Source organism: Sulfurospirillum sp. E15m, assembly GCF_059415145.1.
In genome coordinates this window covers 93,226-119,453 of record NZ_JCAHZS010000001.1, presented here as the reverse complement: position 1 = coordinate 119,453, position 26,228 = coordinate 93,226, and the positions used below count along the sequence as shown (strand labels likewise).

Sequence of the window (26,228 nt, the reverse complement as noted above, 5' to 3'; positions counted from 1 at the left end):
TTATTGCGCTAAAAATGCCAATTTATGCTCAATATCAGTGTTGATATTAGAACTTGAAAAATTGATAGCCTGAAATATAGCATTTTTGACTGCTTTGGAATTACTTTTTCCATGTCCTATAATAGCACAACCATTAATGCCAATCAAGGGTGCTCCGCCATATTCTGCATAATCTACTTGCTTCTTAAGTACTGTAAATACTTTGCGCATTAATACAGCGCCAGCGATTGCAAGAGGTGAGCGTCTAACATTTTGTTTAATGATTTTTGTGATAGATTCTGCTACGCCTTCACTGGTTTTAAGTAAAATATTTCCCACAAATCCATCACAAACGATAACATCAACAGAACCATCAAAAATATTATTGCCTTCCATATTCCCAACAAAGCTATCTAACTTTTTAAGCTCGAAAAAGGCTTCTTTGGTGATTTCATTGCCTTTACTTTCCTCTTCACCATTGGAGAGTAAACCAACTTTTGGTTTTGCAATTTTTAGGACATCTTTTGCATAGGTTTCACCCATAACAGCAAACTGTACTAAATGTTCTGCTTTACAATCCACATTAGCACCAACATCAAGCACCAAACTCAATTTCCCAGGAACTGCTGTTGGCATGATCGTTGCGATAGCAGGTCTTAGAACCCCTTTTAATCGTCCAATTCTTAATGTTGCTAAACTCATCGTAGCACCACTATGTCCCATTGAGACAACGGCATCGGCTTGTTTGTCTCTCACAAGATCAACTGCTTTATAGATAGATGTTTCTTTTCGCTTTAAAGCATTTGTTGCTGCTTCATGCATATCTAAAACATCTGTCGCTTCAATGAGAGTAATACTATCTAAATATTCATCGGGGATTAGAGGTTTAAGCGCATTAGTATCCCCAACAAGTAGGGCTTTAAACTTGCGCTCTTTTAGCGCGTGCAGAGTTCCTTCAACAATAGGAGTGGGACCAAAGTCCCCTCCCATGGCGTCAATCGCTATGGTTAGCATTTAGTTTTTATATTCGCCTGTTGTTTTGTTCACTCTATGAGGCATTTTCCATGTGCCATCACTGTCTTTTACTGGCATAGGAAGGGTTACTTTATAGTGCGTTCTTCTTTTTGCAGCTCTTGTTTTACTTACACGTCTCTTAGGTACAGCCATTTTATTCTCCTTTTAGTTGTTCGCATTGTCCACAATAGTGGTAATCACTCTTGAAAGCTTCTATTTCACTTTGAAGCATGACTTCAAAATCAATTGAACCTTCAAAAAATTCTATTACATTTAAAAGTTCTTCCCCTTCAGTATCAACATACAGACCATCACTGGCAAAAACTTCAACACATTCATCCATACTCAATTTAAAATCTTCAGCACAACGGTCACAAGCATGCATCAGAGTACCTTGAATACGTCCTTCGCACTTGATTAATGATTTGCCTATCTTTTGAGCATTTCCGGAAAATCTAATCTCACCTAATTTCGTTTCAAAATGAATTCCACTTGAAGGAATTTTTTTGAATTCAACAATCATAGGAATTAAAGAATTTCTCGTCTTGCAAAAAAGAAATCAATTTCAATTTTTGCATTCTCTAAACTATCACTACCATGTACAGCATTCGCATCAATACTCTCAGCAAAATCTGCACGAATTGTACCTTTTGCAGCTTCTTTAGGATTAGTTGCACCCATGAGATCACGGTTTTTAGAGACGGCATTTTCACCTTCTAACACCATAACAACGACTGGCCCACTAATCATAAATTTTACAAGTTCACCGAAAAAAGGTCTGCTTGCATGAACTGCGTAAAAAGCTTCAGCATCTGCTTGGCTTAATTGTACTTTTTTCATTGCCGCAATTTTTAATCCGTTTGATTCAAATCTATCAACAATTTTTCCAATAACATTTTTCGCAACTGCATCTGGTTTAATAATGGATAATGTGCTTTCCACAACTCTCTCCTATGTATTTAATATTTTTAGAATTTCATAATTTGTAGGGAATTAGAACGGGGGAGTATAGCAGAATTTTTTTTTAATATCAATTAAACCAGCACTTAAATTTTAAAAAAATAGAGGAGCGAACTCCTCTATTAAAATTTATTCAGCACAAGGAGTTGTGCCTTTTCTCATATCTGCACCAATTTCATCACGACTAGGCTGTCCTGGATATGGAGCATCCCATACGATACAACCTTCTGTTGGACAGGCTTCTGCACATGCAGGAGCATCATGATGACCAACGCATTCTACACATTTGTCAGCATATACATAATAAATATCTGCACCTGTTGGGTTATCACTATCATCTACAATTGCTTCAACAGGACATTCATCAATACATGCACCACATGCGATACAAATATCGGTAATTTTTACTGCCATTATTTCTCCTTCACTTAGTGTTTTTTACTCGTAGAAAACTATATCGAAACTAAATTAAAATTGGTATTAAACCCAAATTGCTAGTTCAAAATTAGGCTAATGATTTAATTTAGTAAATTCACACTCAAACTTTCTTACTTATGTTTCATTCAAATAAAATAATAACTATATTTTTCTCTTAATTCTTTAGCAATATCTAAAAAAGGTCAATAAAGATTTAACTTTTGTTTTTTATTTAACTTTACCAAAGCGTTTTTTTCATACTATTATTCAAACACAACTATACGCGGGGTTATGAATGAATTCTTTAGCAAAAAAAGTAACAATTTTACAAGTTTTAATCGTTTCGCTCTCTATCTTTGCTTTTATCTTTTACATCAATTTATATCTTAGTAATTACATTAAACAAGAAACGGAACAAAAGATTAATGCAAATATCATGGAACAAGTGCAGACGGTTAAAGTCTACAACAGCGCATTAGAGGATACTGCATTAAAACTCTTTACCATTTTTGAATCACGCTTTGGTAGCTTTTATTTAAATCCTGATGAAAAAATAAAAGTCAATGGCGTAGAGACACCCCTTATCTCTTCAGGTGGTTTTACACTCAATAATAATTTTGCTAAAGTAGAATCTTTTACAGACTTAACAGGAGCTGTTGCTACTGTTTTTGCTTTAAGCGGTGATGACTTTGTTCGCGTTTCAACATCCTTAAAAAAAGAAGATGGCTCACGGGCAATGGGAACCTATCTTGGTAAAAAAAGTCCCGCATATGAACCCATTATGAAAAAACAAAAGTATGTTGGGAATGCACGTCTTTTTGGAAAAGATTATATTACCGTTTATTCTCCTATCATTGAAGATGATAAAATTTTAGGAATTTTATTTATAGGTTACAACTTCACCGATGGGTTAAAAACACTTAAAGAACAAATTAATAAAATGAAAATTGGTGAAAATGGCTATTTCTACGCTTTAAATACTAAAAGTGAAGCATACGATATCCATCCAAATCTAGATGGCGCAAAGGTTACATCAGAAATTGATAAAAAGATTTTGGCACAAAAAAAGGGGATGCTGCATATTACAGAAGAAGGAGCTGACAAAATTTTGAGTTTTCAACCATTTGATAAATGGAACTGGGTTTTGGTAGCTAAAGCTAATGAAAAAGACTTCCAAGCAGCCAACGATAAATTACGTACGAATCTTATTATTGCTTCATTAATTATGACCATGATTATTTTAGTAATTATTTGGCTCATTATCAACCAAATCATTACAAAACCTCTTTTAAACCTCATTATTAAAGCGAAAGAACTTTCAAGCGGAGACGGAGATCTTACACGTAAATTAGAAATCAAAGGCAAAGATGAAATCGCACAAGCAAGTGAACAAATTAATCATTTTATTGAAAAAGTACGCGTTCTCATTTGCAATGCAAAATCCCTCTCTAGTGAAAACTCCTCTATTTCACATGAACTTTCAACAACCTCGTTACAAGTTGAAAAACTTGTTGAGAAATCAACGAGCATTGTCCTTGATACAACCACACAAGCCAATCAAGTACGTGAAGAGATGAATGGATCCATTGATCAAGCTAAAAATAGCAAAGAAGACATGATTAAAGCAAATGATTCTTTGCATTCTGCAAGTAATGCTGTTATTGCGCTTACTAAGGAGATTCAACAAAGTTCAGTCACTGAAATTGAGTTAGCACAAAGATTAAACCAATTAAGCGTTGATGCGGAGCAAGTTAAAAATGTTCTAACAGTGATTAGTGATATTGCAGATCAAACCAATTTATTAGCATTGAATGCTGCTATTGAAGCAGCGCGAGCAGGCGAGCATGGTCGTGGATTTGCTGTGGTTGCGGATGAAGTTAGAAAGTTAGCAGAGCGCACTCAAAAAAGCTTAATAGAAATTAATGCGACTATTAATGTCATCGTGCAATCTATTGTGAATTCGAGTGAACAAATGGGCAATAATTCAAAAAAAATCGAAGAGCTCGCAATGACAGCACATGAAGTGGAAAGTCGTTTGCATGAAAGCTTTACGATTATAGATTCCGTTACTAAAATTACAGAAAACACTGTGGATAGTTACATTCTAACCGGTCGTGAAATTGAAACGATTATTACAAAAATTAGTGAAATCAATAAAATTTCCACTGAAAATAGCCGTAGCGTTGAAGAAATTGCTGGAGCGGCAGAACACTTAAGTCAAATGACTGAAAATCTCAACCATAAATTAGGAGAATTTAGAACATAACTTAGATTAAAACTTATTGGATAGAATTAGTCTTATTAGTTAAAATAGTTATATATATTTAATTGTATAATTTCTGTATCAATAAAAATTCTTAATTAAAGGATCAACTATGTTAGTAACCAATAAGGCACCAAACTTTACAGCTACCGCTGTTTTAGGTGACAATCAAATTGTCGATAATTTTAATCTATATGAAAATTTTGGAGATAAGGGTACAGTTCTGTTCTTTTACCCTTTAGACTTTACATTTGTCTGCCCTTCAGAAATTATTGCATTTGATAAAAGACTTGAAGAGTTTAAAAATCGTGGTATCAATGTAATTGGTGTTTCTATTGACTCACAATTTTCTCACTTTGCATGGAAAAACACTCCTATTAACCAAGGAGGAATTGGACAAGTGAGATTTCCTTTAGTAGCAGATATTACAAAACAAATCTCTCGTGATTATGATGTTCTTTTTAAAGATGGTGTTGCTCTTCGTGGCTCATTTTTAATTGACAAAGATGGTACTGTAAGACATGCTGTTATTAATGACTTACCACTTGGTAGAAATATTGACGAAATGCTAAGAATGATAGACACTATGCTCTTTACAAATGAGTACGGAGAAGTATGCCCTGCTGGATGGCAAAAAGGCGACAAAGGTATGACTGCAAGCACTGAAGGTGTAGCAGATTATTTAGCCCATAACTCTGACAAGCTTTAATCTTTTCAATGCTTTAGATTCAAGAGAATAGAACCTCTTGAATCTAAAGACTTAATACGTTACGAACACAAAACGCATTTATCAACAGATGCTATTACGTCCATACGCGAAACTCTAATCCCCTGCTGTTTTTCTAAAGCAGTCTGATACTCATAAAGATTTTGATCATAATCTACATCATGAATTGCCCCACAATGAGAGCATACAAGATGAATATGCGGTTTTGAATAGATATCATAACGCATTTTTCCATCGGCAACATTAACTTCAATAACAACACCTTTTTCTTTAAGCGTTGCAAGATTTTTATAAACCGTTGCTAAAGACATTGAAGGATTTTCTATTCTCAAAGCTTCATACAGATCATCAATCGTTGGATGTGTTTTTCTATCAAGTTCTTTAAGAACAGAAATTCTTTGGGGTGTTGCTTTAAGTTCTTTTGTTTTAAGAAGATTAATGAAATCATTCATAAATTATTCCCCCTTTCTTGAAATATTTTACAAATAATTCCATAATATAAATCAATTTAGCTAAAAAAAACTCAACTAATATTTTTTATTAATTAACTATTTTCTTTGCTAATGATGTGAGCGAGTTGCTGACTGCTAATTCCCAATCGTTCTTCAATAAGATGCGTAGCCCCATGCGTTATAAATGCATCGTCATATTCAAACGTTTTAATCATTACATGTAATGCGTTTTTTTCTTTTAAAGCCATTAGCAAGGAGCCTACCCCTCCTATTTTTGCACTATCGCTAAAAATATACCATTTGATGTATTTTTGCGCAAGTGATGTTAAGAATTGTTCATCTAAGGGCTTAACAAAACGCAAATCGATAATGGCCGTTTCAATGCCTTTTTCTGCCAAAATAGTTGCTGTTTCAATAGCTTTTCCAACACCACTACCATACCCAATCAACGCGATTTCACTCTTACCATCTTGTAGCAGTTGTGCTTTCCCATATTCAAATTCTGGCGATTCATAGGCGCTACAATTGCTAAAAGCACCCCTTGGATAACGAATGGCTAAAGGGCCTTGATGCGTATAAGCATATTCAATAGCAGCATGCATACTCTTTTCATCACGAGGAGCCATTAACGTCATATGAGGGATGGCACTTAAATACGAAATGTCGAAAGCACCTTGATGTGTTTCGCCATCTTCACCAACAATGCCGGCTCGATCAATGGCAAACACGACATTCAAATTTAAAATACAGGCGTCATGAATAACTTGATCATACGCTCTTTGCAAAAATGTTGAATAAATACTAATAAAAGGTTTAAATCCTTCTTTTGCCATAGCACACATAGATGTTACAGCGTGTTGTTCCGCAATAGCAACATCCCAAAATCGATTTGGATAGGCTTGAATTAAAGGCGTTAGTCCTGTACCACTTGGCATTGCAGCTGTAACGCCTACAACATTTTCGTGTTTTTTTGCTAACTCCATCAATGCTTCAGAATACATTGTCGTTGCATTTTTACTGACACCTTTTTTAATAGCTTCACCGCTTGCCACATCAAAAGGTCCGACCCCATGCCATTTTTCGTAGTATCCTTCGGCCATTTCATACCCTTTGCCTTTAAGGGTTTGCGCATGTACGATTACAGGTTTTTTTAAACTTTTAGCCGATTGAAATGCACGAATGAGACTCTCTAAGTCATGCCCATCAATAGGCCCAATATAATCAATCCCTAATTCTTCAAATAACATGCCAGGGGTTATTAGCTTGATACTCTCTTCAAATTTCTTTGCCATATAGGTTGCACTTTCTGGCAAATACTGTAAAATTTGTTCGGTTGTTTTTTTAATTTTTTGATAAAACGTTCCTGCCATAGCCTGTGAAAGAAACTTACTAATGGCACCAATAGGTTTTGCGATACTCATTTTGTTGTCATTAAGAATAATCACGACGGGATAGCGTCTATCGCCTAGCTCATTGAGTGCTTCGTACACCATACCTGCACTTAACGAGCCATCGCCAATTAAAGCAACAGGAATACGTTTATTTTGTTCATTTTTAAGTGCAATTGCTTTTGCTGCACCCACAGCTAAAGAAATGGATGTTGAACTATGCCCTGCTACAAAAAAATCATAAGGAGATTCATCAGGCCTTGTATACCCGCTGATACCATCTAGCGTGCGTAATGTCTCAAACGTATCCCATCGATCTGTCAGCAATTTATGGGTATAAGCTTGATGGCTTACGTCAAAAATAAACGGGTCATTATTAACATCGAAGACATAATGCATCGCAACGATCAGTTCAACAGCACCCACATTGCTACTAAGGTGCCCTCCATTATGACTGACGGTTTGAATGATTTTTTGCCTAATTTCTTCACAAAATAGATTTAATTCTTCAATAGATTGTTCGCGTAACTGTTTCATATTTCCCAATACTTTTTTAATTTTCTTGTAATAGATATTTCACTTTTTCAAGACGCATTGCCAAATTACCATCAAGGTTGCCAACATCACTTAAAATAACAACGCCTCCGAGTGTAATTGCATCATCGGATGTTACCTTAATTTTCTCTTCATTAGCATAAAGTTCTTTCAGTGCATCCAAATCTTTAGGATTCACTTTTAATTCAATCTTACTGGCATCTTTCACCTCTTTGAGGAGTGCTTTAGAAAGCGCAACGGCAATTTGTGTACTAGAACTATTGACCTCTTTTTTTATCACCTCTTTTGCAATTTCAAATGCAGTGACACTGATTTCCGTTTCCATTTTACTTAAACGTTCATCAATACTTTTATAAAGGGTATCCAAATGCATAATAGATTTCAAATAATGCGATTTCACATCACTAACAGATGCTTCACTCTCTTCTTTAGCTTTTTGATACCCTTGAGTGTAAGCATTTTCTCGCTCTCGTGTTAATTCTTCTGTCAATCGGTTATTAAAATCTTGTTCTTGCTTTTCTATTTGAATTTGCAATTTAACAACATTCGATGTCAGCTCGTCCGTTTTTTTAAGTAACTCTTCTATAAATTGGTTTTGCGCACCTTCCTCAATACGTGTGATATTTACAATTTCATCAGGGACTTTTTGAGGCTCGTCCGTATAGAGTATCTCTTGAGAAAGATCATCACCTAAATGTGACGTCATTGTCGCATCTGCAACATTGGATCCTAAAACTTTAAAGCGATAACGTTGAACGGCATGTTCGTCAACTTGTCCTTTATCAATAATGTTATCTGCCATATGCTTAACCTATCATCTCTTCTGCTTCACCAATTTGAAGGATTCCTTGTTCTGCAAGTTTTTGCACCTCTTCAACAATTTTACGCTGAGACTCTTCCACATCTTTGACTCTTACAGCACCTAAAAAGCTCATCTCTTCATCAAAAGCTTCTTGCGCACGCTGTGACATATTCTCAAAGAATTTACGTTTTAAATCATCCGCAGCACCCTTCAGAGCAACCATTAAATCACGCTTGTCTGCTACTTTGAGAATTTCGCGTACCGCGTTACCATCTAGTTTCATAATATCTTCAAACGTAAACATCATATCTTTAATAACTGAGGCGAGTTTTTCGTCAGCTTGTTCAATATAAGCAATCGTTGTTTTAGACGCTTTTTGACCCAAGCGGTTGAGGATTTCAGCCACGGCTCTTGGACCACCCACTTCAACTTTATACGAGGTCAAGGATTCAAGTTTATTCTCTAAAACGGCGGAGACTCTTTTGACAACCGAAGGTGAAATTTCACCCAAATTTGCCATTCTAATCGTTACTTCACTACGAAGTTGATCTGGGAAGAAAGAGAGTGTTTCAGCCGCACTGGTTGGATCCATATGCGCTAAAATAAGCGCCACCGTTTGTGGGTGCTCATTAATAATAAAATCACCTAATTGCTGAGGCTTAATTTGTGACAAATAGCCAAAGCTTTGAGAATTTTCCATTGACTTAGAGAGCTTATCAAGAATCTTTTGAGCGCCTTCGGCACCAAAGGTTCGGTACAAAATCTCTTTGGCATACTCCATACCGCCGCTTCTGATGTATTGGTTCGATTGCAAAATAACATAGAATTCTTCAAGTACTGCATTGGCAACAGATTTATCAATATTTTTGGCTGTGGCAATGAATTTTGAAATATCGGTTACGACATCAATTTCCATATGTGAAAAAAGATTTGCCGTTGCATCTTCACCAAGTTGTATGAGCAAAATAGCAGATTTCTCTGCCATTGTCAGTTCATTGTAAAGGGTTTTTTGCTCTTCAGTCAGTTTCATTTTATCCAAGGTCCTTTGAACTATTGCGGGTATCAAAATCACCCTCATTGCGAATCATTGATTGTAAAAGTGCCGCAAATTCTTCGCTTCTTTGTTCAGCAAGGTGTTTCAGCTTTTCAAGAAGGACATCGTATTTTAGTGTCTCTTCATTAAAGTCTTGTCCAATACCCAACTGATCTTCAACTTTTTTACGCGCCTGCTTGAACTTCTCTAATGTATCTTCTACGCTATCTTCATCTTCTAGCTTAACTGGTTCAACTTCATCTTCGAAATCATCCAGTTTTGTTTCAACCATTTTTTGGCTGAAGGGGATGATGACTTTTTTGTAGAAAATAAACAACAAAAAGGCTACCACGAGGTATTTTAAGATAGGAACCAATGGTCCGACGTAATTTGAAACTTTTTCGACAAAATCTTTTGTTGGAGCTCTTGTACCATCACTGGAAAGAGGTTTAAACTCAAAATTACTTACCGTAACTTCATCACCTCTAGCTTGGTTGTATCCTACGGTTTGTTTGACAACATCTCGAATGGCATCCATCTGCTCTTTTGTAAGAGGTGTATATTCAAGCTCACTTTTTTTATTACCTTGCGCATCAACACCATATTTATAGCTACCATCAACAACAACCGCGGCGCTTAAACGTTTAATCTTAGCAAATTCATCTTTAGAATTAATAACTTTTTTTGATATCTCATAATTTGTTGTCGTCGAACTTTTTTGATAGGTCTCACTTTTTTTAGTACTTTCCAAGCCTTGAACAGGACCTATATTACTAATCGCACCTGGTACCCCACCAACATCCTGAGGCTCTTTACCCTCGCGTTTTTCTTCAACGCTTTGTTCACTGCGTGGCACTGAATTTGGATCATAAATTTCACTTACGGTGTCTTGTTGTGAAAAATCAAAGTCAATAGTGACTTTGGCATTGACTTTATCGACACCACCAATAACAGGTGCCAAAACATTCATAATTTTTTGTTCAACGTTATGTTCAAATTCTTTTTTATAACGCATCTGACTCTTAACAAGTTCGCCTTGGAAAATATTGCTGTCGTTATCCCCTAATGGTTCACCATCTTGATTTACAATGGAAACATTTTCAGCTGTAAGATTAGAGATAGATGACGAAACAAGATTTTTGATACCCAGAATTTGTTTGGCAGAAAGACTCATACCAGAGCGAATATTTAAAACAATAGAAGCTGTCGGTGTAGCTTGCTTTTGTGCAAAAACCGTCTCTTTAGGAATGGCAATATGCACACTCGCATTTGCTATGGGCCCTAAGCTTTCAATCGTGCGAGCCAATTCACCTTCTAGAGCACGAACATATTTAATTTTTTGTTCAAAATCAGTAGCGCCAAACTCGGTTTTATCAAAAATTTCAAACCCGACTTTGCTGTTTTTAGGAATACCGAGTGCGGCGATAGCAATTCGCTCTTTATGCACAACATCGCTTGGAACAGCAATCGTTCCATCGTTCACAATTTTGTAGGGAACCTTCTCTTTTTCCAATTGTTGAATGATGAGTGCAGAATCACCGGCAGTAGTGTTTTCAAATAAAACACTGTAACCATTTGCCATAGTGGAGTTTGTATTTTTATAGAGCATAAGAAACACTAAAAAGCCAATCAAAACAATAATTGAAACGGCGGCGACAATCTTCTGACGTAACGTCAAATTTTGAATGAGTGTTGCTATCTGATTTAAAAGTGTTCTAAACTCCATATGACTTTCTCTTATTTGTAAATTGTTTTAAAGAGTTCAAAAAAACGTGCGTTTTGCTCTGGTGTTCCAATAGTGACACGAATGGCGTTCATACCGTATGAGCCCAAATTTCTAACGATTATACCTTTTTCCATCAATTTTTGGGCAATTTCACCCGAATTTTTACTCGCATCAAACTCTAAAACAATAAAATTTGTGTAACTTTCAATCGTTTTGAAACCAAGTTCTTTTGCAAATTGTTCATAGACTTTCATCTCTTCAAAATTCTCTTTCACCGAAGCATCCACAAATGCTTGATCGCTTAGAGCGACAATTGCTGCTTTTAGCGTAAGATTGGTAATATTAAACGGTGCTCTTAATTTTAGAAGCGATTTTATAATTTCTGGTTGTGCGATACCATAACCACAGCGCATTCCGCCTAAACCATACGCTTTAGAAAATGTACCCGTATAAATAGCGTTAGGGTATTGAGTAATAATATCACTTGGAACAATTCTTTTGGCCTCATCTTTATGGGCTGCATACTCTTGGTACGCTCCATCAATGATAACTAACGTTTCAGGACTAATTTGATCTAAAAATGCATACACATCTTTGGTATCTAAACATTCGCCTAAAGGATTATTGGGAATACACAAAATAACAATGGATATATCGTTATTTGCTTTATAAATCTCTAACATTTCTTTAAGATTATGCTGTGAAGAAGGTGTTTTAAGAACTTTTGCTCCCGTTTGGAGGGTATAAATTTCATACATTGCAAATGTAATTCCCGCCATCAAAACTTTTGTCGTAGCATTGGCTTTAGCATGAATTGCAAACTCAATCACTTGATCGCTTCCTGAGCCGATGATTATATTTCTTTCTTCTACATTGTATTTTCGAGCCAATGCCTCTTTGAGTTCGTACATACTATCATCGGGGTAAAGATTCATTTTAGCGGCTTCTTCACGTACGGCTTCAATGACTTTAGGGCTACAGCCTCTTGGATTCTCATTGCTCGCTAGCTTAATAACATCTTTAGGTTCAATACCGTATTCACGTACAACAAGTTCAATAGGCTTGCCTGCCTCGTATGTTTTTAAATTGTCTAAAACACTGTTAAATTGCATCCATCATCCTCCGCAAATATAGCTTCCAAGCCATTTAATATCGTATCGATCTTTGTTCTCTTCAAGAACGCGTTGAACATTATCATCATCAATATGCCCTTCAAAATCCATATAGAAAATGGATTGAAAACCCTTCTCTTTGGTTGGACGCGATTCAATTTTCGTTAAATTGACTTTTTGTGCTTGGAACGTTTGTAAGAACTCTACGAGTCCACCTGGTTTATCATCTGTTTTTGCCAAAATAGAGGTTTTATTATGTACCCCTTTTTTGTTTTTAAAATCACTTAAAATTAAAAAGCGTGTTTGATTTGCCATATTGTCTTCAATTTTGCCAAACAAAATAGGAAGATTACAAAGCTTCGCGGCAATGTGTGAGCAAATCGCGGCTGCATCTGGATCAAGACTTGCTTTTTGCGCTGCTTCTGCTGTTGATTTGGTTGGAATAAACTCCACACCTAAAAGCATATGTTCTTCTAAAAATCTACGGCACTGATTGTAACCTTGAGGATGGGAATAAATACGTTTAATTTTTTTAACATCCTCACATATCGTTGCAAACGAATGATGAATATCCATGTAAATTTCAGCCACAATTTTAGAACTAAATTTTCCCAAACAATCTAATGTTGCACCCACAGCACCTTCGGTATTGTTTTCGACAGGGACAACACCGTATTTTGCTTCACCATTTTCTAAAACATGAAAAACAGCTTCAATAGAGCTCACACCAATATAATTGCCCATAGCTCCAAAACGACTTTCAGCTACTTGATGCGTATAGCTTCCTTCAGGCCCAAGATAAGCAATCTTTTCAGGAAATTCAAGGTTTCGACTAACAGCAAATACTTCAAGAAAAATAGCATCAATCGCTTTATTATTCAAAGCGCCTTTATTGAGCCCTTTTAAACGGTCTAATATCTCTTTTTCGCGCTCAGGTCTATAAATCGCTGTCCCACTGGTTTGTTTAACGCGACCTATCTCTTTGACAAAATCCATACGCTCATTCAAGAGCTTCAAAATTTGGTTATCAACCAGATCGATTTCTTTTCGGTACTTATCAATTTCTTGCATACATTTACCTTTGTACATGTCCAATTGTCGGTATAATCGCATCTAAAGAAGCTTTTACATGTAAAACTTCTTCCTCGCTTTGACACTTACCACTCAAAACTAAAATCGTTTTCATTCCAAGTTTTTTAGCACCCAAAAGGTCCCCAATCGCATCATCACTGATCATGGTCACTTCATCAAAATTTTTCACATTCCTTTGCTTTTGCAAAAGCGATAATGCCTCTTGATAGAACAGCGTACTGGGCTTTCCAACCACACTATACTCTGCGCCAGTGGCATAATGCAGCATCTCTAAAATAGCACCCACGCCAGGATAACGTCGTTTATCTTTTGCGTAAATACTCGTAGCGTGCATCCCTACAATTTTCGCACCACCCATCACAAGCTCAATCATGCTCGCATAATCATCGGCGGTAAAATCTTTCTTACTGGCAATGACAATGGCCTCTGGACTTTTGGCATCTAGTTCAAATCCCAATTGTGCCATAACATCAACAAATTCCTCTGCCCCAAAGCAACGAACCGCTTTTACATGTAAAACTTTCTCTAATGCCATAAAAGGATCAAGATAGTTATTTTGTGGGATAGCAAACCCTAAATCACATAAAAATTGATGAAACTTTTGACTGGGTATTTTGGTATTGTTCGTAACCACCACATACGGAATCTTTGCTTCATTTAAAGCGTCTATAAAAGCAATAGAGCCTTCTATCGGTTTTTTATGCACATCATCAATGAGTGTGCCTTGTACGTCGATGAGATAACTCATAAATACTCTTTTTCTAATTCAATCAAATCTTCAAAAGTTTCGCGCTTACGAATTAAACGGTCACTGCCTGCTTCAAGGGCAACCTCAGCCACACGCGAACGAGAATTATAATTACTGCTCATTGTAAAACCATAGGCACCCGCACTTTTAACCACTAAAAGGTCATCATGCTCCAAAGGAGGCAATGCAATGTTTTTAGCAAAAAAATCACCACTTTCACAAATAGGCCCTACAACATCACATAAAGATGCATTGTCGCCTGTTTTTCCTTCTACTTCGATACCATGATATGCATTGTAAAGGCTCGGACGGATCAAATCGTTCATCGCTCCATCTACAATGACAAAACGTTTATGACCATTGTTTTTTTCATACAGCACGCGCGTTAAGAAAAAACCTGAATCACCCACTAAGTAGCGACCCGGTTCGCAAACAAGCGTGATATCAAGCCCACTGAGTGCGCTAAAAATTGCTTGCGCATATTCATAAGGAGGAATCACTTCCTCTTCTTTGTATTGAATGCCAATACCGCCGCCGACATCAAAAAATTTAATATCAATATTTAACGCCTTGAGGTTACGTAATAAATTAGCTAAAACATTCGCCGCTTCTTTAAAAGGTGTCACATCCGTGATTTGACTACCGATATGAAAATGAATTCCTACAGGATCAAGCGATGGACTGTTTTTTGCATGAATATACATACGTTTTGCGCTTTCAATATCCACGCCAAATTTATTTTCATGCAACCCTGTTGAAATATACGGATGCGTTTTAGGGTCAATGTTTGGATTAACGCGAATACTAATACGTGCTACAATACCTAGTTTTTGAGCAATCAGTTCCACGCGATTCATCTCTTCTTCGCTTTCGAGATTGAGCATTAAAATATCATTTTTTAACGCTTCTTCAATCTCTTCATCTTTTTTGCCCACACCGCTAAAAATAATTTTATATTTTGGAATACCTGCATAAAGGGCGCGTTTCACTTCGCCAATAGAGACACAGTCGCATCCTGCTCCAAGCTGAGCCATATGTTTTAAAACGGAAAGGTTGGAATTTGCTTTTGCAGCAAAGCAGATAAGTGATTTTCGTGCTTTGAAAACTTCTTTAAGGCTATTAAACTTTTGCGCTATCGTATCAAAATCATAAACGTATAAAGGAGTACCATATTTTTGTGCTAATGCAGAGAATTTCGTCATTTTGAACCTTATCTAAGATAACAATATTTATACATTCTATCAAAAAGTTCAACAAAAAATGATTAAATGTGTCCTTATATTAGCGTTTGGAGTAAAAATACAGTGCAACAAAAAAGATAAGAACGATAGGAAGTAAAATAGCAACTTCGGAAAAAAGAACACCATTGGCAGCTAAACGACTTAATAAAAAGAGTCCACTCCACACAACCAATGTGACAAAGGCAAAGGCAGTCGCAATCAATGCACTGTTATAGTAACGCCCCATCATAGGTGCTTTAAAATATAAAATGATAATGAGAAAAGGAGCGAAAAAGGGAAAGAAAATTTGATAAAACAGGGTTGCTTTAATTTTACTGGTGTTAATCCCTTGAGAATCAAAAAAACGTAAAGCATCAATACCATCACTAATGGAGAGTGCATATTCACTCTGATAAACATTGTCCATAATTTTGGGTTTAAAGTCTTCCATCGTTTCCATTTTTGCAATGTGCTCAACATTAAAACCCGGGTCATCCAATGAACTGACGTGCGGTTTATTGGTAATGGTTACGTTATCTAAAATCCAACGATTATGTGCAAAAGTTGCAACCGTAGCACGAATGATTTTTGTAACATCAATACTATTCACTTCAAAAATAGTGACATCATAGGCAACTTGTTTTAAAGGGTCCAATTTTTTAAAGTAGATATATTCGTTATTGTGTTTTAAAAAAAGGTCTTCAGAGTTATTAGAGATACGATTGTATTTTTTCAAATTTGCACTGTATTCATACGCATACGCAAACTCTGTACAATTGAGCCCGATGTAAATTAGTGTAATAACCAATGACGTTAAGAAGAAGGGTTTAATAAAAGCTCTTTGGCTGATACTAGAAGCATACATACAAATAAGCTCATTGGTTTTTAACATACTAAAATACGAGACAATCATACCAAAAACAATTGAAAGAGGTAAGACATAATTCACGGCATTCATGCCTTGAAAAAGTGCATATAAAATTTGTAAATTGGCAGAATCAGGAATGTTATTGTAGTTGGTAAGAAGATCAACACCGACATAAAACAGGTCTAAAGCGATAAAGATAACAAAAAAGTTTTTGAGATAATTACGAACAATATATTTCTCAAAAAGTCTCATACTTTATCCCCACTACACAATGTTTGTTTGAGGGAGTATTGTAGCGAAACTTCTTTTAAATCCTCCGAGAGTAGCGCTTTAATGCTTTTTTTGACATGGTTAATCATTTCGGGTAAAAATTCACGTTGCGCACTGGAAAAATCTGAAAGTACGTACTTTGCAACATCACTTTTGTGCTCAGGCTTTCCAATCCCTATACGTACTCTAATGTATTCTGTTCCGATATGAGCATCAATAGAGCGAAGCCCATTATGACCACCATGACCACCACCAATCTTAAAACGAAGTGTTCCGAAGGGTAAATCTAAATCATCGTGCACAACGATAATCTGATCGGGTTTAAAGTAATCATCCACAGCGCGTACACTTTCTCCTGAGAGATTCATATACGTTAAGGGTTTAAGAAGAAGCATAGAAGGGGCTTTAAAAAGCTCGCCTTTGAAATTTACTTTTGTGATTTTTTCAACAGAAGGGAGGTCATCGAGCAGAGCATCGATGACCATAAAACCGATATTATGTCGGTTGTTTTTATACAATAAATCTGGATTTCCTAACCCAACGATTAGTGTCATAAAGCGTTACTTCGCTTTAATAACTCCGGCGACAGAAACACGTGTTTCATCGACAATAATGACGTTTGCAGGAACGGGAATATCACGTACCAAGATTGTGTCACCTACATCAAGATTACTAACATCAACTGTAAAATCATTTGGTAAGTTTTCTGCTGTACATTTAACGGTTAAACGTTTTTTAGATTGAATCAAAACACCTTTGTTTTTTGTACCTACTGGAAGACCAACAAGTTTTACAGGAACAAGATATTTTGTTAAAACACCTGGAAGTGCTATACGTAAATCGACATGTAAAAGGTTGCTATTTACAGGGTCTCTTTGGTAATCTTGGATAACAACATTGTACTCTTTACCCGCAACTTTCACTGGGAAAATAAGAGTCTCTTTGTTCTTTGCTGCTTTAATGAATTCGTTTGCTTTAAATGCAGCATTGATGTTTTCTTCACCCTTACCGTAAATATTAGCAATTAGATATCCATCTCTACGAAGCGCTTTAGTAGCCTTTTTTTCGATACTATCTCTAATGATGCCTTCTAACATAGTTTTCCTTTATAAAAAATAAGGGTGCTATTATATACAAATAAACCTAAAAACTCTTTAAAGTCATTTTTTGAGGCTAATAATGTCTTTATCGTATTCTCGAAGCTCTTGTACATTGGTTGGTGCTTCGCTCTTTCGTATCTCTTTTTGGCTTTTATCTGCATCGTAGAAATCAAGTGCCATCGTAATATCATTACGACTTGTCGCCGCCCGAATCGCTTCTTCGCGCTCAATTTTACCTTCGGCATATAATCCTAAAAGCGCTTGGTCAAACGTTTGCGTTTTGTAAACATCTTTTCCCTCTTTAATCGCGTCAGGGATTTCGCCTTCTCTGCCTTCTAAAATCAATGCTTCAATACGTGCATTTTTGACTAAAATTTCAACGGCTGCTGTTCGCCCTTTATCTACTGTTTTAACTAAACGTTGAGCCACAACACCTTGTAAAACAGAGGATAATGACATTTTGATACGATTTTGCTCACTACCAGGGAACATCCCGATGATACGACCAATGGTCTCTTTGGCATCAACGGTATGTAAAGTCGAAAGCACTAAGTGACCTGTTTCAGCTGCATGCATCGCTGTTTCAATGGTTTCAAGATCACGCATCTCGCCCACTAAAATAACATCAGGGTCTTCACGAAGTGCAGCACGTAGGGCATCCGAAAACGAAAGAGCATCTTGCCCAATCGCACGCTGGTTTACAACGCATGATTCATCTTTATAGATAAATTCAACAGGGTCTTCAATCGTAATAATATGCTTACGCTGTAATTTATTGATACGATTAATCATGGAAGCCAAGGTGGTTGTTTTACCACTTCCCGTAGGCCCTGTGACTAATATAAGACCACGCGAGAGGTCACACAGTGAGTTAATAACAGGCGGAAGATTTAAGGATTCTACGGTAGGAAGTACCATAGGAATCGTTCTAAAAACCGCTGAAACACCATCGACTTGGAAAAACATATTGACACGAAAGCGATAATCATCGTTGAGCTTGAAGGTAAAGTCGATATTTTTTCTCTCAACAAGCTCGCCAAATCGACTGCGCAACAGCTCTTTTGCAAGGGTTAATCCATCTCCATGACTTAAGGCTTCTTTGGAAAATGAAACAATTTCTCCATTGATACGACCTCGTATCGTCGTTCCTGTTTTTACATGTAAATCACTTCCTTTGTGTTCCACCAGCTTACTCAAATAAAATTTGAGCTTTTTGGTCATCTCAAAGGTGAGTTCACTCACATTGACTTCAGCTGTTGCCATAGGAATCCTTTGTTATTTCAGTTCGTCCAAAATCTCTACAAAAGCTTCTTTGAAAGCACTAAGGCCTTCATCCATCAATTCATCACATACGACATTCATTTTAATACCATTTGCTGCCAAAGAGTTAAAGAAATTCTCAATTAAATCATTACGTAATTCAATACTTTGTGCTTTTTTCTTAGAAGCAATAAATGCTTTAATTGTTCCAAGAGGTGCTGTATTAATAGCATTTTCCACCAAAAGTTCTTTAATATAATAATCAGGGCTTAAACTATCGCCCTTCACGCCTGTACTTGCAAACAACGCTCGCACGTTTGGAAGCGCTTCTTTTTGAATCAACGCATAGCAACGTAAGGCATTCATAATACCGACACGTCCTGTTACAAAATCAATTTTCTGCAACTGTTCGTCCAATTTTCGATCAAATCGGCTTACAAAAATACTAATGACGGCTTTGGGAAGCACAGAAATTGATTTTTGTTCCAATGCTTGGTTGGCTTTTTTAAAAGCTTCTAAACATTTTTGGGTTTGACTATCAGAAAAAATGAGCGTCGCATTGACGTTGATGCCCTCTTTTAACAAAGCTTCCATGGCAATAAAACCTGCTTCTGTCGCGGGAACTTTTATCATCACATTGGGATAACCAATAGCGTGAAAAAGTCGTTTACCCTCTTCAATCGTTTCATGCGCATCGTCACACAAGAAAGGGTCCACTTCAATGCTGATAAAGCCATCATCACCTTTTTTATACGAAGGAAGCAGTTTTTGAGCCGCTAATTGAATATCACTAATTGCTAAAGCTTCGTAAATCTCTTTCGAGGATTTGCCTTGCAATTTTGCTTTATCTTCGCTATAAGCCGTAGAGCCTAAAAAAGCCGATTTAAAAATAGAAGGGTTGCTGGTTGCCGCATTGACAATATTTTTTTCAATCAACTCACCAAATTCGCCTTCTAAAAAACTTCGTTCAACAAAATCACACCACAATGAAAATTTTAAATCATCTCTGTACATACATTACTCTTTTAAATAAATTGGAGGAGATTGCGCATATCTTTCTCGTCAATAACAATATTGGCCGCATTTTTTAGAATCGGTTTTGCGCAAAACGCCACTTTTTTAGCGGCACATTCAAACATAGAGATGTCATTCGCTCCATCTCCCACGGCAATGGTATCTTCATAGCTTACATGTAAAAGATTTTGTATTCGTTTTAACATATCGCCCTTGGAAAATCCAAACATCATATCACCGCCCACCAGACCACTTAAATGACCATCACGGGCATGCAATACGTTGGCGAAATCGGCATCAAAGCCTAAAATTTCTTTAGCAGGCGTGGTTGCTATGCGAAATCCTCCACTAAAAACAACCACCGTATATCCTTTTGCTTTTAACCCAGCAATGGCCTCTTTTGCTCCATTCATTAACGGCAAATTAGCACAAATAGCTTCTGCTTTTCTAGCGTTCATTCCTTTTAAGAGTCCTACACGAGTGCTTAAGCTCTCAAAAAAATCAAGCTCACCTCGCATTGCGGCTTCAGTAATCGCTGATACTTCTTTAACAACCCCATGTTCTTTTGCTAAAAAGTCGATTGTTTCACCATCCATGAGTGTTGAATCAAAGTCAAAAACACACAATTTCATCCACATAACTCCTTGTTCTATTCATGTTCTTATTATAACACTAACTTGCTTAGTCAAAAAAATTGGCTTGGAAATGATAGGAAAAGACTCAAAAGGTACTTAATACGTGCAATCATTTTGAAGTTTGTTCTAAACGGAAGAGATAAATCACATTACATGTAAAAGTGCGTCTTTAAAAAAATGTATCGACTAAGCCTTTTAGCCATCCCTCTTGTGCCGTATTTTTAGCAGCGACAATCTCTCTTTTTTCGAGCATTGCAATCACGCTTTGTTTATAATCTTTATCATCATGTTGAATGTGATTGAGCAACCACACTTGCAACTCCGTCATCAACTGACGTGTGATATTTTCACCGTTAAAAAGTCTCTCTTTAAAAAAATCTATCCGTTTGATAAAAGCTTCATGCACTTTTTTATGAGATTCAAACATGGCATAACCCGCTTGTTCCATCAAATTTTCTTCAAAACTAAAGTGTGAAAGGGTGTAATCAATAAGAGAGGAGAGAACTTTTTCAACTTTTTGCGTATCGTTATAACGCAATGCGCTGTTTAACTCATTGATATACTCGATTAATTGTTTGTGTTGATTATCGATCACAGCAATACCAACTGAAAATACAGGATCCCACACCCAATATGCCATAGCAGTTCCTTAAGGCGATTCTAAATAGTAATATAAATGGCGAAAACTATACCACAGGAAACGCTATTTTTCATAAAACTCATAAACCTAATTTTTTCATTTACCATGATTAAGTCGTTTTCATTATCAATTCGTTATAATAATCAAAAGTTAAATTTACGATGGATACGCTTATGATTGAACACGTGATAGAGAAACTTCGGCATGAGGCCTTTTTGAGCTTAGAAACAACGCCTATGCATGAACCAACCTTTGAGCCCATTATTGAGAAGATTGCCCATTTTCAACTGGATAAAAAAGTCGATGCCTTTAGTACAACTGACAATCCTCTTGCACGACTCAAATACAATGCGCTTTTTGGCGCACTTAAATTGCAAAATAGATTTTCAAAGCCTGTTATTACTACCATGAGTATGCGTGATCGCAATAAAGTTGCACTTCAATCAGACTTATTGGGTGCAAATGAACATGAGTTAAGAACTATTTTATGCCTGACAGGAGACCCTGCTAGTGCCAGTGACCAACCCTTGTTAAAAGGTGTTTTTGAAGGTAACAGCACACTTCTTTTGGATATTATCAAGTGCTTTAATGCAGGAATTGACTATTCAGGAAAACCTTTTAAAACACAACCAAAGCCTATTTACCCTTTTGCCGTCTGTAATGCGCATGCCAATACCCCTAAGCACCTTATGAAAAAAATGGCAACTAAAATTTCACATGGAGCGATTGGTCTTATCACGCAACCGGTCTATAGCCTTGAAAATGCTTCAATGCTTTTAGAAATTTTTGAAGAGGCAAAAAATGTTGCCGATAAGAAAGAGCAACAAACGCAACTGATTTTGGGATTTTTCCCGATTGTTCGCTTACGTACCGCGCAATTTTTAGCAGCGCACGTTCCTGGCGTTCATGTACCAGAAATATGGATGGAAAAGCTTTCCAATGCAAAAAAAATCAATGAAGAAGAGGAGAAAAAAGTCGGTTTTGAACTATCGTTAGATGCGTTTAAAACGATTCAGAAAATTCATCCTAAAATGCATATTATGAGTGCAAACAACTTTGAGTTAGTTGCTGATTTACTCAATTCTTAAGATTACATGTAAAAGAGCCAAACAAACATTTGGCTCTTCACACATCCTTTAGAAATCTCTTTTGAGCAGTGCTTCAACTTTTAAAATCGTTAGAATATTCTCTTCACGCATACCAATTCCATAGACCAAACCTTTTTCTGCATGAATTGTTTCAGGCGGTGGTCCAATACGGCTACTTTTAATTCGAATGGCTTCTGTCAAACGATCAATCACAAATCCTGCCGTATTATCTTTGCCTTTCATCACAATATAACGTGTATCTTCCGTTACTTTTGAAGGGTCCATCTTAAATTTGCGTCTAAGATCAATTAAGGGGATGACACTCCCTCTTAAGTTAAACACACCAAGAATATAATCAGGAACACTTGGAACCCTTGTATATTCAATCGGTTTAATGATCTCTTGAATACTCAAAATGGGCACTGCATACTCTTCTTGTCCGATAATAAATCCTACAAGTTGGACAACATCATCCTCTTTTTTCTGAGGCTCTTCGACCTGTTTTTGTTGCTTTTGGATAATTTGATTGAGTTTATCGTTCATCGTCCGCCCCACTTATAGTTTTATATTTTTTCGTACAACACTCTCAAGGTATTCAGGAGAGTATGGTTTCGTGATATATTCGCTCATACCAGACTCAACACCGCGTAATCTGTCCGATTTTGAGGTACGAGACGTTACGGCAATCAATGGTAAATTCTTATATTTTGAATATTTACGAATTTCACTAGCAAGCGTATAACCATCCATTCTAGGCATCTCAATATCAATTAAAACGGCATCAATGCTGTATTCAGCAGATTTAAGCATATTAAGGGCTTCTTGTCCATTGCTTGCTTCAATCGCTGTAAGACCGATAGGCTCCATTGATTTTTTCATGATATTTCTATCCATCGCGCTATCGTCCACAACCAGTACCACATAATCACTTGGAACTGTTTTTGTTTTCACAGTCGTCTCAGCGCTCGCTCTAATATCAACGGTAATGCCTTTAGCCAGATTCATGAGTGCTGCAACATCCACGATGAGTGTGACACGACCATCGCCTCTAATCGTTGCACCTGCAATGCCTTCGATACCTTGGAGATAATCACCCAGTGATTTAATAACAATCTCTTCTTGACCGACCAGCGTATCCACCACAACGCCCAGTTTTGATTCAGCAAGACCGATAACGACAACGTACGTATGTTCGCCACCTTCATACACTTGCTTAACGCCAAAAATATCAGAAAGACGGACTAAAGAGAGTACTTCATCTCTTAATCGTAAAACATTTTTACCTTCAATCGTATAAATCTCATCCAGAGGAATACGTACAGTCTCTAAAACAGAGGCCAAAGGAATCGCATAATACTCTTCTTGCGCACCAACAAGTAACGCTTGAATAATTGCTAACGTTAGAGGGATTTTGAGTTTAATTACTGTACCCTGACCGACTTCACTATCGACATCGATAATACCGTTGAGTTTTTCAATATTGGTTTTAACCACGTCCATTCCAACACCACGACCTGATACGTTCGTGACTACTTTTGCTGTGGATAAGGAAGGTCTAAAGATAAGTGCGAAAGCTTCTTTATCACTCATGCCATCAGCTTCACGCTCACTAATCATACCTTTTTCAATTGCTTTAGAACGAAGCAAATCAGGATCAAGTCCCTTACCATCATCGGTAATTTCAATAACAATGTGATTGCCTTCGTTGTACGCTTTGAGTTGGATAAGCCCACCTTCAGGCTTACCTTTGGCACGTCTTGTTGCACCATCTTCGATACCATGGTCACATGAATTACGAATAATATGAACTAACGGGTCGCCAATCTCTTCGACAATCGATTTGTCAAGTTCAGTCTCTTCACCTGAAATTTCAAGTTCGATTTGTTTACCAAGTTCACGTGAAAGATCTCTAACCATTCTTGGGAATTTATTAAAGACTTTTGCAATTGGCAACATTCTGGTTTTCATAACCGCAATTTGTAAATCGGTTGTTACCAATGAGATAGACGATACGACTTGATTGAGCTCTTCAAGGAATTTTTCACCTTCATAGCGTTCTTCAACATCATCGTAAATTTTTAAAAGTCTATTTTTACCAAGAACCAACTCACCAATTAAATTCATTAAATGGTCAAGTCGTTTAACCTCAACACGAATGGTTTGTTCCATAGAGCTTGCTGCTTCTTTTTTTGCCGGAGCATTTGTGTTATCCGCTCCACTTCTTCTGGCAGCTGGCTTTTCAACAGGTGCTTCATCACTATCATCGCTCTCACTCAAGCCCTCAAAAGAAGGTGTTGCGACAGGAGAAGGTGTTGCTGCAATAGCTGGTTGAGCTTTACCTGTACTCTCTTTACGTTTACGGTCTTCTTCTTTACGGATTTTGAGCAAACGTTCGATTTCAGCTTCAACTTCTTGATCGCTGAGTTTTGAATAATCGGTATTGTCTTCTACAGCAATTTCACTTGGTGTGCTAGATTCTTCAACAGCTGGCTCTGCACTTTCAGCCTCTTCGCCGTTTGAAATGATGTCTAAACGACGACAGATATCTGTGATATCAATGCCAACAGACGTATCATTTCCATTATCACGAATTGCATGAAGTAAGCTTTTCATCAAATCAATCGACTCTAGAACAACATCCATAACATCCGGTGTCAGCTTCAAATCACCATGGCGCGCTTTATTGAGGACATCTTCCATATGATGTGTTAAGCGTGTCAAAACATCAAAATTTAAAAAAGATGATGACCCTTTAATCGTATGCGCTACCCTAAAGATACTGTTGAGCAATTCCAAATCATCGGGATTGCCTTCGAGCTCCACTAAGTTTTGATCAAGTTGTTCAATAAGTTCGAACGCTTCGACCAAAAAATCTTCTAAAATTTCTTGAATATCTTCCATCGTTCTACCCCTATTGTGCTGATTTCACGTGCGCTTTAATTACTTTAGAAACTTCTTTGTAAAAAATCGACGCATCAAATTTTGTTAAATAGGCTTCACCGCCCGCCTCTTTGCCTCTGATCTCACTAAAGTGATCACTAATCGATGAGTTAAAGACGATAGGGATATTTTTAAACCTAGGATCTTCTTTAACATTGGCTGCAAAATGAAATCCGTCCATTTGAGGCATTTCAACATCGCTAATGATGATTTTAAGTTCATCTGTCAAGCGGTCATGGTATGTATTATAAAGATCATTCAAACGCTCTAATCCTTCAACACCGTCTTTTGCCTCGATGACACGCATACCCATTTTCTTAAGTGCATCGCTTACGAGCTTTCGAGCGGTCATACTGTCATCTAAAATCAGCGCTGTTCCTTCGACTTTGTGAATTTCATTGTCTTCTAAATCAATTTTAGGCTGATAAATTCCGAGCGCTTGAACCACGCTTTCTAAATCTAAGATAAGAAGCACGTCATCATTTTCAATACGCGTTACACCCGTAATTTGACTTTTATCAAGTGAGCCCATACCCGCCACAAACGATGCAGGTTCGATGTCTTTCCAGCTAATACGTCTGATACGTTTTGCCTCATGAACAACGAAACCAATCAGAATGTCACTAAATTCAGTAATGATGATACGCGGTTTGATAGACCCATCATCAGGTTCTTGAATATTCATCCACTTAGCAAGATTTACCACGGGAATAACAATACCACGAAGATCAAAAATACCTTCGATGTATTCAGGTACACCTGGGAGTTCTGTTAGATTAGGGATTTTGATAATCTCGCGAACTTTGGCGACATTCACGCCATAAATTCCCTCATACACACCCTTCTCTTCCTTTTTAAAAATACGGAAGTCCACTAGCTCCATTTCATTGGAGCCTACTTTTAAAATACTTTCTTTAGCCATTGC

Annotated in this window: 27 protein-coding genes; 3 read left to right on the top strand and 24 right to left on the bottom strand. The window is 36.9% G+C overall.

The genetic code is table 11. From position 1 onward, the window contains the following. From plsX to AC5SLP_RS00600, 5 genes are all read right to left on the bottom strand, one after another. Entirely contained in the window at positions 1-993 is a 993-nt protein-coding gene (gene plsX / locus AC5SLP_RS00620; RefSeq protein WP_495253199.1) for a phosphate acyltransferase PlsX, read from the bottom strand. Next, on the bottom strand, positions 994-1,146 hold the full coding sequence (gene rpmF / locus AC5SLP_RS00615; RefSeq protein ID WP_012856031.1) for a 50S ribosomal protein L32: 153 nt from the start codon (positions 1,144-1,146) through the stop codon (positions 994-996). It lies immediately after the preceding gene. Position 1,147: 1 nt separating this feature from the next. Continuing rightward, entirely contained in the window at positions 1,148-1,378 is a 231-nt protein-coding gene (locus tag AC5SLP_RS00610; protein ID WP_495253198.1) for a hypothetical protein, read from the bottom strand. 143 nt (positions 1,379-1,521) lie between these two features. Beyond that, positions 1,522-1,935 carry a nucleoside-diphosphate kinase gene (gene ndk / locus AC5SLP_RS00605; protein ID WP_495253197.1) on the bottom strand — a complete coding sequence of 138 codons (414 nt, stop codon included), beginning with the start codon at positions 1,933-1,935 and terminating at the stop codon, positions 1,522-1,524. A 147-nt stretch (positions 1,936-2,082) separates the two neighbouring features. Next, positions 2,083-2,367 (bottom strand): DUF362 domain-containing protein, encoded by a 285-nt coding sequence (locus tag AC5SLP_RS00600; protein ID WP_067173230.1) that lies wholly within the window; start codon positions 2,365-2,367, stop codon positions 2,083-2,085. Between the two features lie 298 nt (positions 2,368-2,665). On the opposite strand from AC5SLP_RS00600, the gene AC5SLP_RS00595 reads away from it, so the two are divergent. Both AC5SLP_RS00595 and AC5SLP_RS00590 read left to right on the top strand, forming a co-directional pair. Continuing rightward, positions 2,666-4,636 carry a methyl-accepting chemotaxis protein gene (locus AC5SLP_RS00595; RefSeq protein WP_495253196.1) on the top strand — a complete coding sequence of 657 codons (1,971 nt, stop codon included), beginning with the start codon at positions 2,666-2,668 and terminating at the stop codon, positions 4,634-4,636. A 109-nt stretch (positions 4,637-4,745) separates the two neighbouring features. After that, positions 4,746-5,342 carry a peroxiredoxin gene (locus tag AC5SLP_RS00590; RefSeq protein ID WP_495253195.1) on the top strand — a complete coding sequence of 199 codons (597 nt, stop codon included), beginning with the start codon at positions 4,746-4,748 and terminating at the stop codon, positions 5,340-5,342. A 59-nt stretch (positions 5,343-5,401) separates the two neighbouring features. On the opposite strand, the gene AC5SLP_RS00585 is transcribed toward AC5SLP_RS00590, so the two are convergent. The 16 genes from AC5SLP_RS00585 to AC5SLP_RS00510 form a co-directional block, all read right to left on the bottom strand. Continuing rightward, positions 5,402-5,812, bottom strand: a complete 411-nt coding sequence (locus tag AC5SLP_RS00585; protein ID WP_495253194.1) for a Fur family transcriptional regulator — start codon at positions 5,810-5,812, stop codon at positions 5,402-5,404. 92 nt (positions 5,813-5,904) lie between these two features. After that, complete coding sequence (gene dxs, locus AC5SLP_RS00580; protein WP_495253193.1) at positions 5,905-7,737, bottom strand: 1-deoxy-D-xylulose-5-phosphate synthase; 1,833 nt, start codon at positions 7,735-7,737, stop codon at positions 5,905-5,907. Between the two features lie 16 nt (positions 7,738-7,753). Beyond that, positions 7,754-8,557: a flagellar assembly protein FliH gene (fliH, locus tag AC5SLP_RS00575; protein ID WP_495253192.1), complete on the bottom strand. Its 804-nt coding sequence runs from the start codon at positions 8,555-8,557 to the stop codon at positions 7,754-7,756. A gap of 4 nt (positions 8,558-8,561) precedes the next feature. Continuing rightward, positions 8,562-9,587, bottom strand: coding sequence for a flagellar motor switch protein FliG (gene fliG, locus AC5SLP_RS00570; RefSeq protein WP_495253191.1), 1,026 nt, complete (start codon positions 9,585-9,587; stop codon positions 8,562-8,564). Between the two features lies 1 nt (position 9,588). Next, on the bottom strand, positions 9,589-11,316 hold the full coding sequence (fliF, locus tag AC5SLP_RS00565; RefSeq protein ID WP_495253190.1) for a flagellar basal-body MS-ring/collar protein FliF: 1,728 nt from the start codon (positions 11,314-11,316) through the stop codon (positions 9,589-9,591). A gap of 11 nt (positions 11,317-11,327) precedes the next feature. Further along, the gene (gene hisC, locus AC5SLP_RS00560) at positions 11,328-12,428 is read right to left on the bottom strand and encodes a histidinol-phosphate transaminase (protein ID WP_495253189.1); all 1,101 of its coding nucleotides are present in this window, start codon (positions 12,426-12,428) and stop codon (positions 11,328-11,330) included. 3 nt (positions 12,429-12,431) lie between these two features. Further along, the gene (gene pheA / locus AC5SLP_RS00555; RefSeq protein ID WP_495253188.1) at positions 12,432-13,499 is read right to left on the bottom strand and encodes a prephenate dehydratase; all 1,068 of its coding nucleotides are present in this window, start codon (positions 13,497-13,499) and stop codon (positions 12,432-12,434) included. Positions 13,500-13,503: 4 nt separating this feature from the next. Beyond that, positions 13,504-14,268 carry an HAD-IIA family hydrolase gene (locus AC5SLP_RS00550; RefSeq protein WP_495253187.1) on the bottom strand — a complete coding sequence of 255 codons (765 nt, stop codon included), beginning with the start codon at positions 14,266-14,268 and terminating at the stop codon, positions 13,504-13,506. Beyond that, positions 14,265-15,470: a diaminopimelate decarboxylase gene (lysA, locus tag AC5SLP_RS00545; RefSeq protein WP_495253186.1), complete on the bottom strand. Its 1,206-nt coding sequence runs from the start codon at positions 15,468-15,470 to the stop codon at positions 14,265-14,267. The genes AC5SLP_RS00550 and lysA overlap by 4 nt, the downstream gene beginning before the upstream one ends. Positions 15,471-15,549: 79 nt before the next feature. Further along, positions 15,550-16,608 (bottom strand): LptF/LptG family permease, encoded by a 1,059-nt coding sequence (locus AC5SLP_RS00540; protein WP_495253185.1) that lies wholly within the window; start codon positions 16,606-16,608, stop codon positions 15,550-15,552. Further along, positions 16,605-17,180, bottom strand: coding sequence for an aminoacyl-tRNA hydrolase (gene pth, locus AC5SLP_RS00535; RefSeq protein ID WP_495253184.1), 576 nt, complete (start codon positions 17,178-17,180; stop codon positions 16,605-16,607). Before pth ends, AC5SLP_RS00540 begins: the two co-directional genes overlap by 4 nt. 6 nt (positions 17,181-17,186) lie before the next feature. Beyond that, the gene (locus AC5SLP_RS00530) at positions 17,187-17,723 is read right to left on the bottom strand and encodes a 50S ribosomal protein L25/general stress protein Ctc (RefSeq protein ID WP_495253183.1); all 537 of its coding nucleotides are present in this window, start codon (positions 17,721-17,723) and stop codon (positions 17,187-17,189) included. A 63-nt stretch (positions 17,724-17,786) separates the two neighbouring features. Continuing rightward, on the bottom strand, positions 17,787-18,989 hold the full coding sequence (locus AC5SLP_RS00525) for a type IV pilus twitching motility protein PilT (RefSeq protein WP_495253182.1): 1,203 nt from the start codon (positions 18,987-18,989) through the stop codon (positions 17,787-17,789). Positions 18,990-19,001: 12 nt separating this feature from the next. Then, positions 19,002-20,000, bottom strand: coding sequence for a transaldolase (locus tag AC5SLP_RS00520; RefSeq protein WP_495253181.1), 999 nt, complete (start codon positions 19,998-20,000; stop codon positions 19,002-19,004). Positions 20,001-20,011: 11 nt separating this feature from the next. Beyond that, the gene (gene serB / locus AC5SLP_RS00515) at positions 20,012-20,632 is read right to left on the bottom strand and encodes a phosphoserine phosphatase SerB (RefSeq protein ID WP_495253180.1); all 621 of its coding nucleotides are present in this window, start codon (positions 20,630-20,632) and stop codon (positions 20,012-20,014) included. 172 nt (positions 20,633-20,804) lie between these two features. Beyond that, positions 20,805-21,275: a bacteriohemerythrin gene (locus AC5SLP_RS00510; protein WP_495253179.1), complete on the bottom strand. Its 471-nt coding sequence runs from the start codon at positions 21,273-21,275 to the stop codon at positions 20,805-20,807. Between the two features lie 173 nt (positions 21,276-21,448). Here AC5SLP_RS00510 and AC5SLP_RS00505 point away from each other — a divergent pair, with 173 nt between their 5' ends. Then, the gene (locus tag AC5SLP_RS00505) at positions 21,449-22,363 is read left to right on the top strand and encodes a methylenetetrahydrofolate reductase (protein WP_495253178.1); all 915 of its coding nucleotides are present in this window, start codon (positions 21,449-21,451) and stop codon (positions 22,361-22,363) included. Positions 22,364-22,411: 48 nt separating this feature from the next. Here the strand turns inward: AC5SLP_RS00505 and AC5SLP_RS00500 are convergent, their stop codons facing one another. The 3 genes from AC5SLP_RS00500 to AC5SLP_RS00490 are packed head-to-tail and all read right to left on the bottom strand — an operon-like array spanning position 22,412 to position 26,225. Beyond that, positions 22,412-22,906 carry a chemotaxis protein CheW gene (locus tag AC5SLP_RS00500; RefSeq protein WP_495253177.1) on the bottom strand — a complete coding sequence of 165 codons (495 nt, stop codon included), beginning with the start codon at positions 22,904-22,906 and terminating at the stop codon, positions 22,412-22,414. A gap of 12 nt (positions 22,907-22,918) precedes the next feature. Beyond that, a complete protein-coding gene (locus AC5SLP_RS00495; RefSeq protein ID WP_495253176.1) occupies positions 22,919-25,264 on the bottom strand; it encodes a hybrid sensor histidine kinase/response regulator in 2,346 nt (781 codons plus the stop codon). 10 nt (positions 25,265-25,274) lie between these two features. Further along, positions 25,275-26,225: a chemotaxis protein gene (locus tag AC5SLP_RS00490; RefSeq protein ID WP_495253175.1), complete on the bottom strand. Its 951-nt coding sequence runs from the start codon at positions 26,223-26,225 to the stop codon at positions 25,275-25,277. Positions 26,226-26,228: the final 3 nt, after the last annotated feature.

Excerpts from the sequence above, each read along its gene's own strand:
- AC5SLP_RS00520 (WP_495253181.1), bottom strand. The coding sequence starts at position 20,000 with ATGTACAGAGATGATTTAAAATTTTCATTGTGGTGTGATTTTGTTGAA.
- AC5SLP_RS00550 (WP_495253187.1), bottom strand. The coding sequence starts at position 14,268 with ATGAGTTATCTCATCGACGTACAAGGCACACTCATTGATGATGTGCAT.
- pheA (WP_495253188.1), bottom strand. The coding sequence starts at position 13,499 with ATGCAAGAAATTGATAAGTACCGAAAAGAAATCGATCTGGTTGATAAC.
- AC5SLP_RS00530 (WP_495253183.1), bottom strand. The coding sequence starts at position 17,723 with ATGTTAGAAGGCATCATTAGAGATAGTATCGAAAAAAAGGCTACTAAA.
- hisC (WP_495253189.1), bottom strand. The coding sequence starts at position 12,428 with ATGCAATTTAACAGTGTTTTAGACAATTTAAAAACATACGAGGCAGGC.
- AC5SLP_RS00590 (WP_495253195.1), top strand. The coding sequence starts at position 4,746 with ATGTTAGTAACCAATAAGGCACCAAACTTTACAGCTACCGCTGTTTTA.
- plsX (WP_495253199.1), bottom strand. The coding sequence starts at position 993 with ATGCTAACCATAGCGATTGACGCCATGGGAGGGGACTTTGGTCCCACT.
- serB (WP_495253180.1), bottom strand. The coding sequence starts at position 20,632 with ATGAAATTGTGTGTTTTTGACTTTGATTCAACACTCATGGATGGTGAA.
- fliH (WP_495253192.1), bottom strand. The coding sequence starts at position 8,557 with ATGGCAGATAACATTATTGATAAAGGACAAGTTGACGAACATGCCGTT.
- AC5SLP_RS00495 (WP_495253176.1), bottom strand. The coding sequence starts at position 25,264 with ATGGAAGATATTCAAGAAATTTTAGAAGATTTTTTGGTCGAAGCGTTC.
- AC5SLP_RS00500 (WP_495253177.1), bottom strand. The coding sequence starts at position 22,906 with ATGAACGATAAACTCAATCAAATTATCCAAAAGCAACAAAAACAGGTC.
- AC5SLP_RS00490 (WP_495253175.1), bottom strand. The coding sequence starts at position 26,225 with ATGGCTAAAGAAAGTATTTTAAAAGTAGGCTCCAATGAAATGGAGCTA.
- fliF (WP_495253190.1), bottom strand. The coding sequence starts at position 11,316 with ATGGAGTTTAGAACACTTTTAAATCAGATAGCAACACTCATTCAAAAT.
- AC5SLP_RS00510 (WP_495253179.1), bottom strand. The coding sequence starts at position 21,275 with ATGGCATATTGGGTGTGGGATCCTGTATTTTCAGTTGGTATTGCTGTG.
- AC5SLP_RS00540 (WP_495253185.1), bottom strand. The coding sequence starts at position 16,608 with ATGAGACTTTTTGAGAAATATATTGTTCGTAATTATCTCAAAAACTTT.
- AC5SLP_RS00505 (WP_495253178.1), top strand. The coding sequence starts at position 21,449 with ATGATTGAACACGTGATAGAGAAACTTCGGCATGAGGCCTTTTTGAGC.
- AC5SLP_RS00600 (WP_067173230.1), bottom strand. The coding sequence starts at position 2,367 with ATGGCAGTAAAAATTACCGATATTTGTATCGCATGTGGTGCATGTATT.
- dxs (WP_495253193.1), bottom strand. The coding sequence starts at position 7,737 with ATGAAACAGTTACGCGAACAATCTATTGAAGAATTAAATCTATTTTGT.
- AC5SLP_RS00595 (WP_495253196.1), top strand. The coding sequence starts at position 2,666 with ATGAATTCTTTAGCAAAAAAAGTAACAATTTTACAAGTTTTAATCGTT.
- pth (WP_495253184.1), bottom strand. The coding sequence starts at position 17,180 with ATGACACTAATCGTTGGGTTAGGAAATCCAGATTTATTGTATAAAAAC.
- fliG (WP_495253191.1), bottom strand. The coding sequence starts at position 9,587 with ATGAAACTGACTGAAGAGCAAAAAACCCTTTACAATGAACTGACAATG.
- lysA (WP_495253186.1), bottom strand. The coding sequence starts at position 15,470 with ATGACGAAATTCTCTGCATTAGCACAAAAATATGGTACTCCTTTATAC.
- rpmF (WP_012856031.1), bottom strand. The coding sequence starts at position 1,146 with ATGGCTGTACCTAAGAGACGTGTAAGTAAAACAAGAGCTGCAAAAAGA.
- AC5SLP_RS00525 (WP_495253182.1), bottom strand. The coding sequence starts at position 18,989 with ATGGCAACAGCTGAAGTCAATGTGAGTGAACTCACCTTTGAGATGACC.
- AC5SLP_RS00610 (WP_495253198.1), bottom strand. The coding sequence starts at position 1,378 with ATGCATGCTTGTGACCGTTGTGCTGAAGATTTTAAATTGAGTATGGAT.
- AC5SLP_RS00585 (WP_495253194.1), bottom strand. The coding sequence starts at position 5,812 with ATGAATGATTTCATTAATCTTCTTAAAACAAAAGAACTTAAAGCAACA.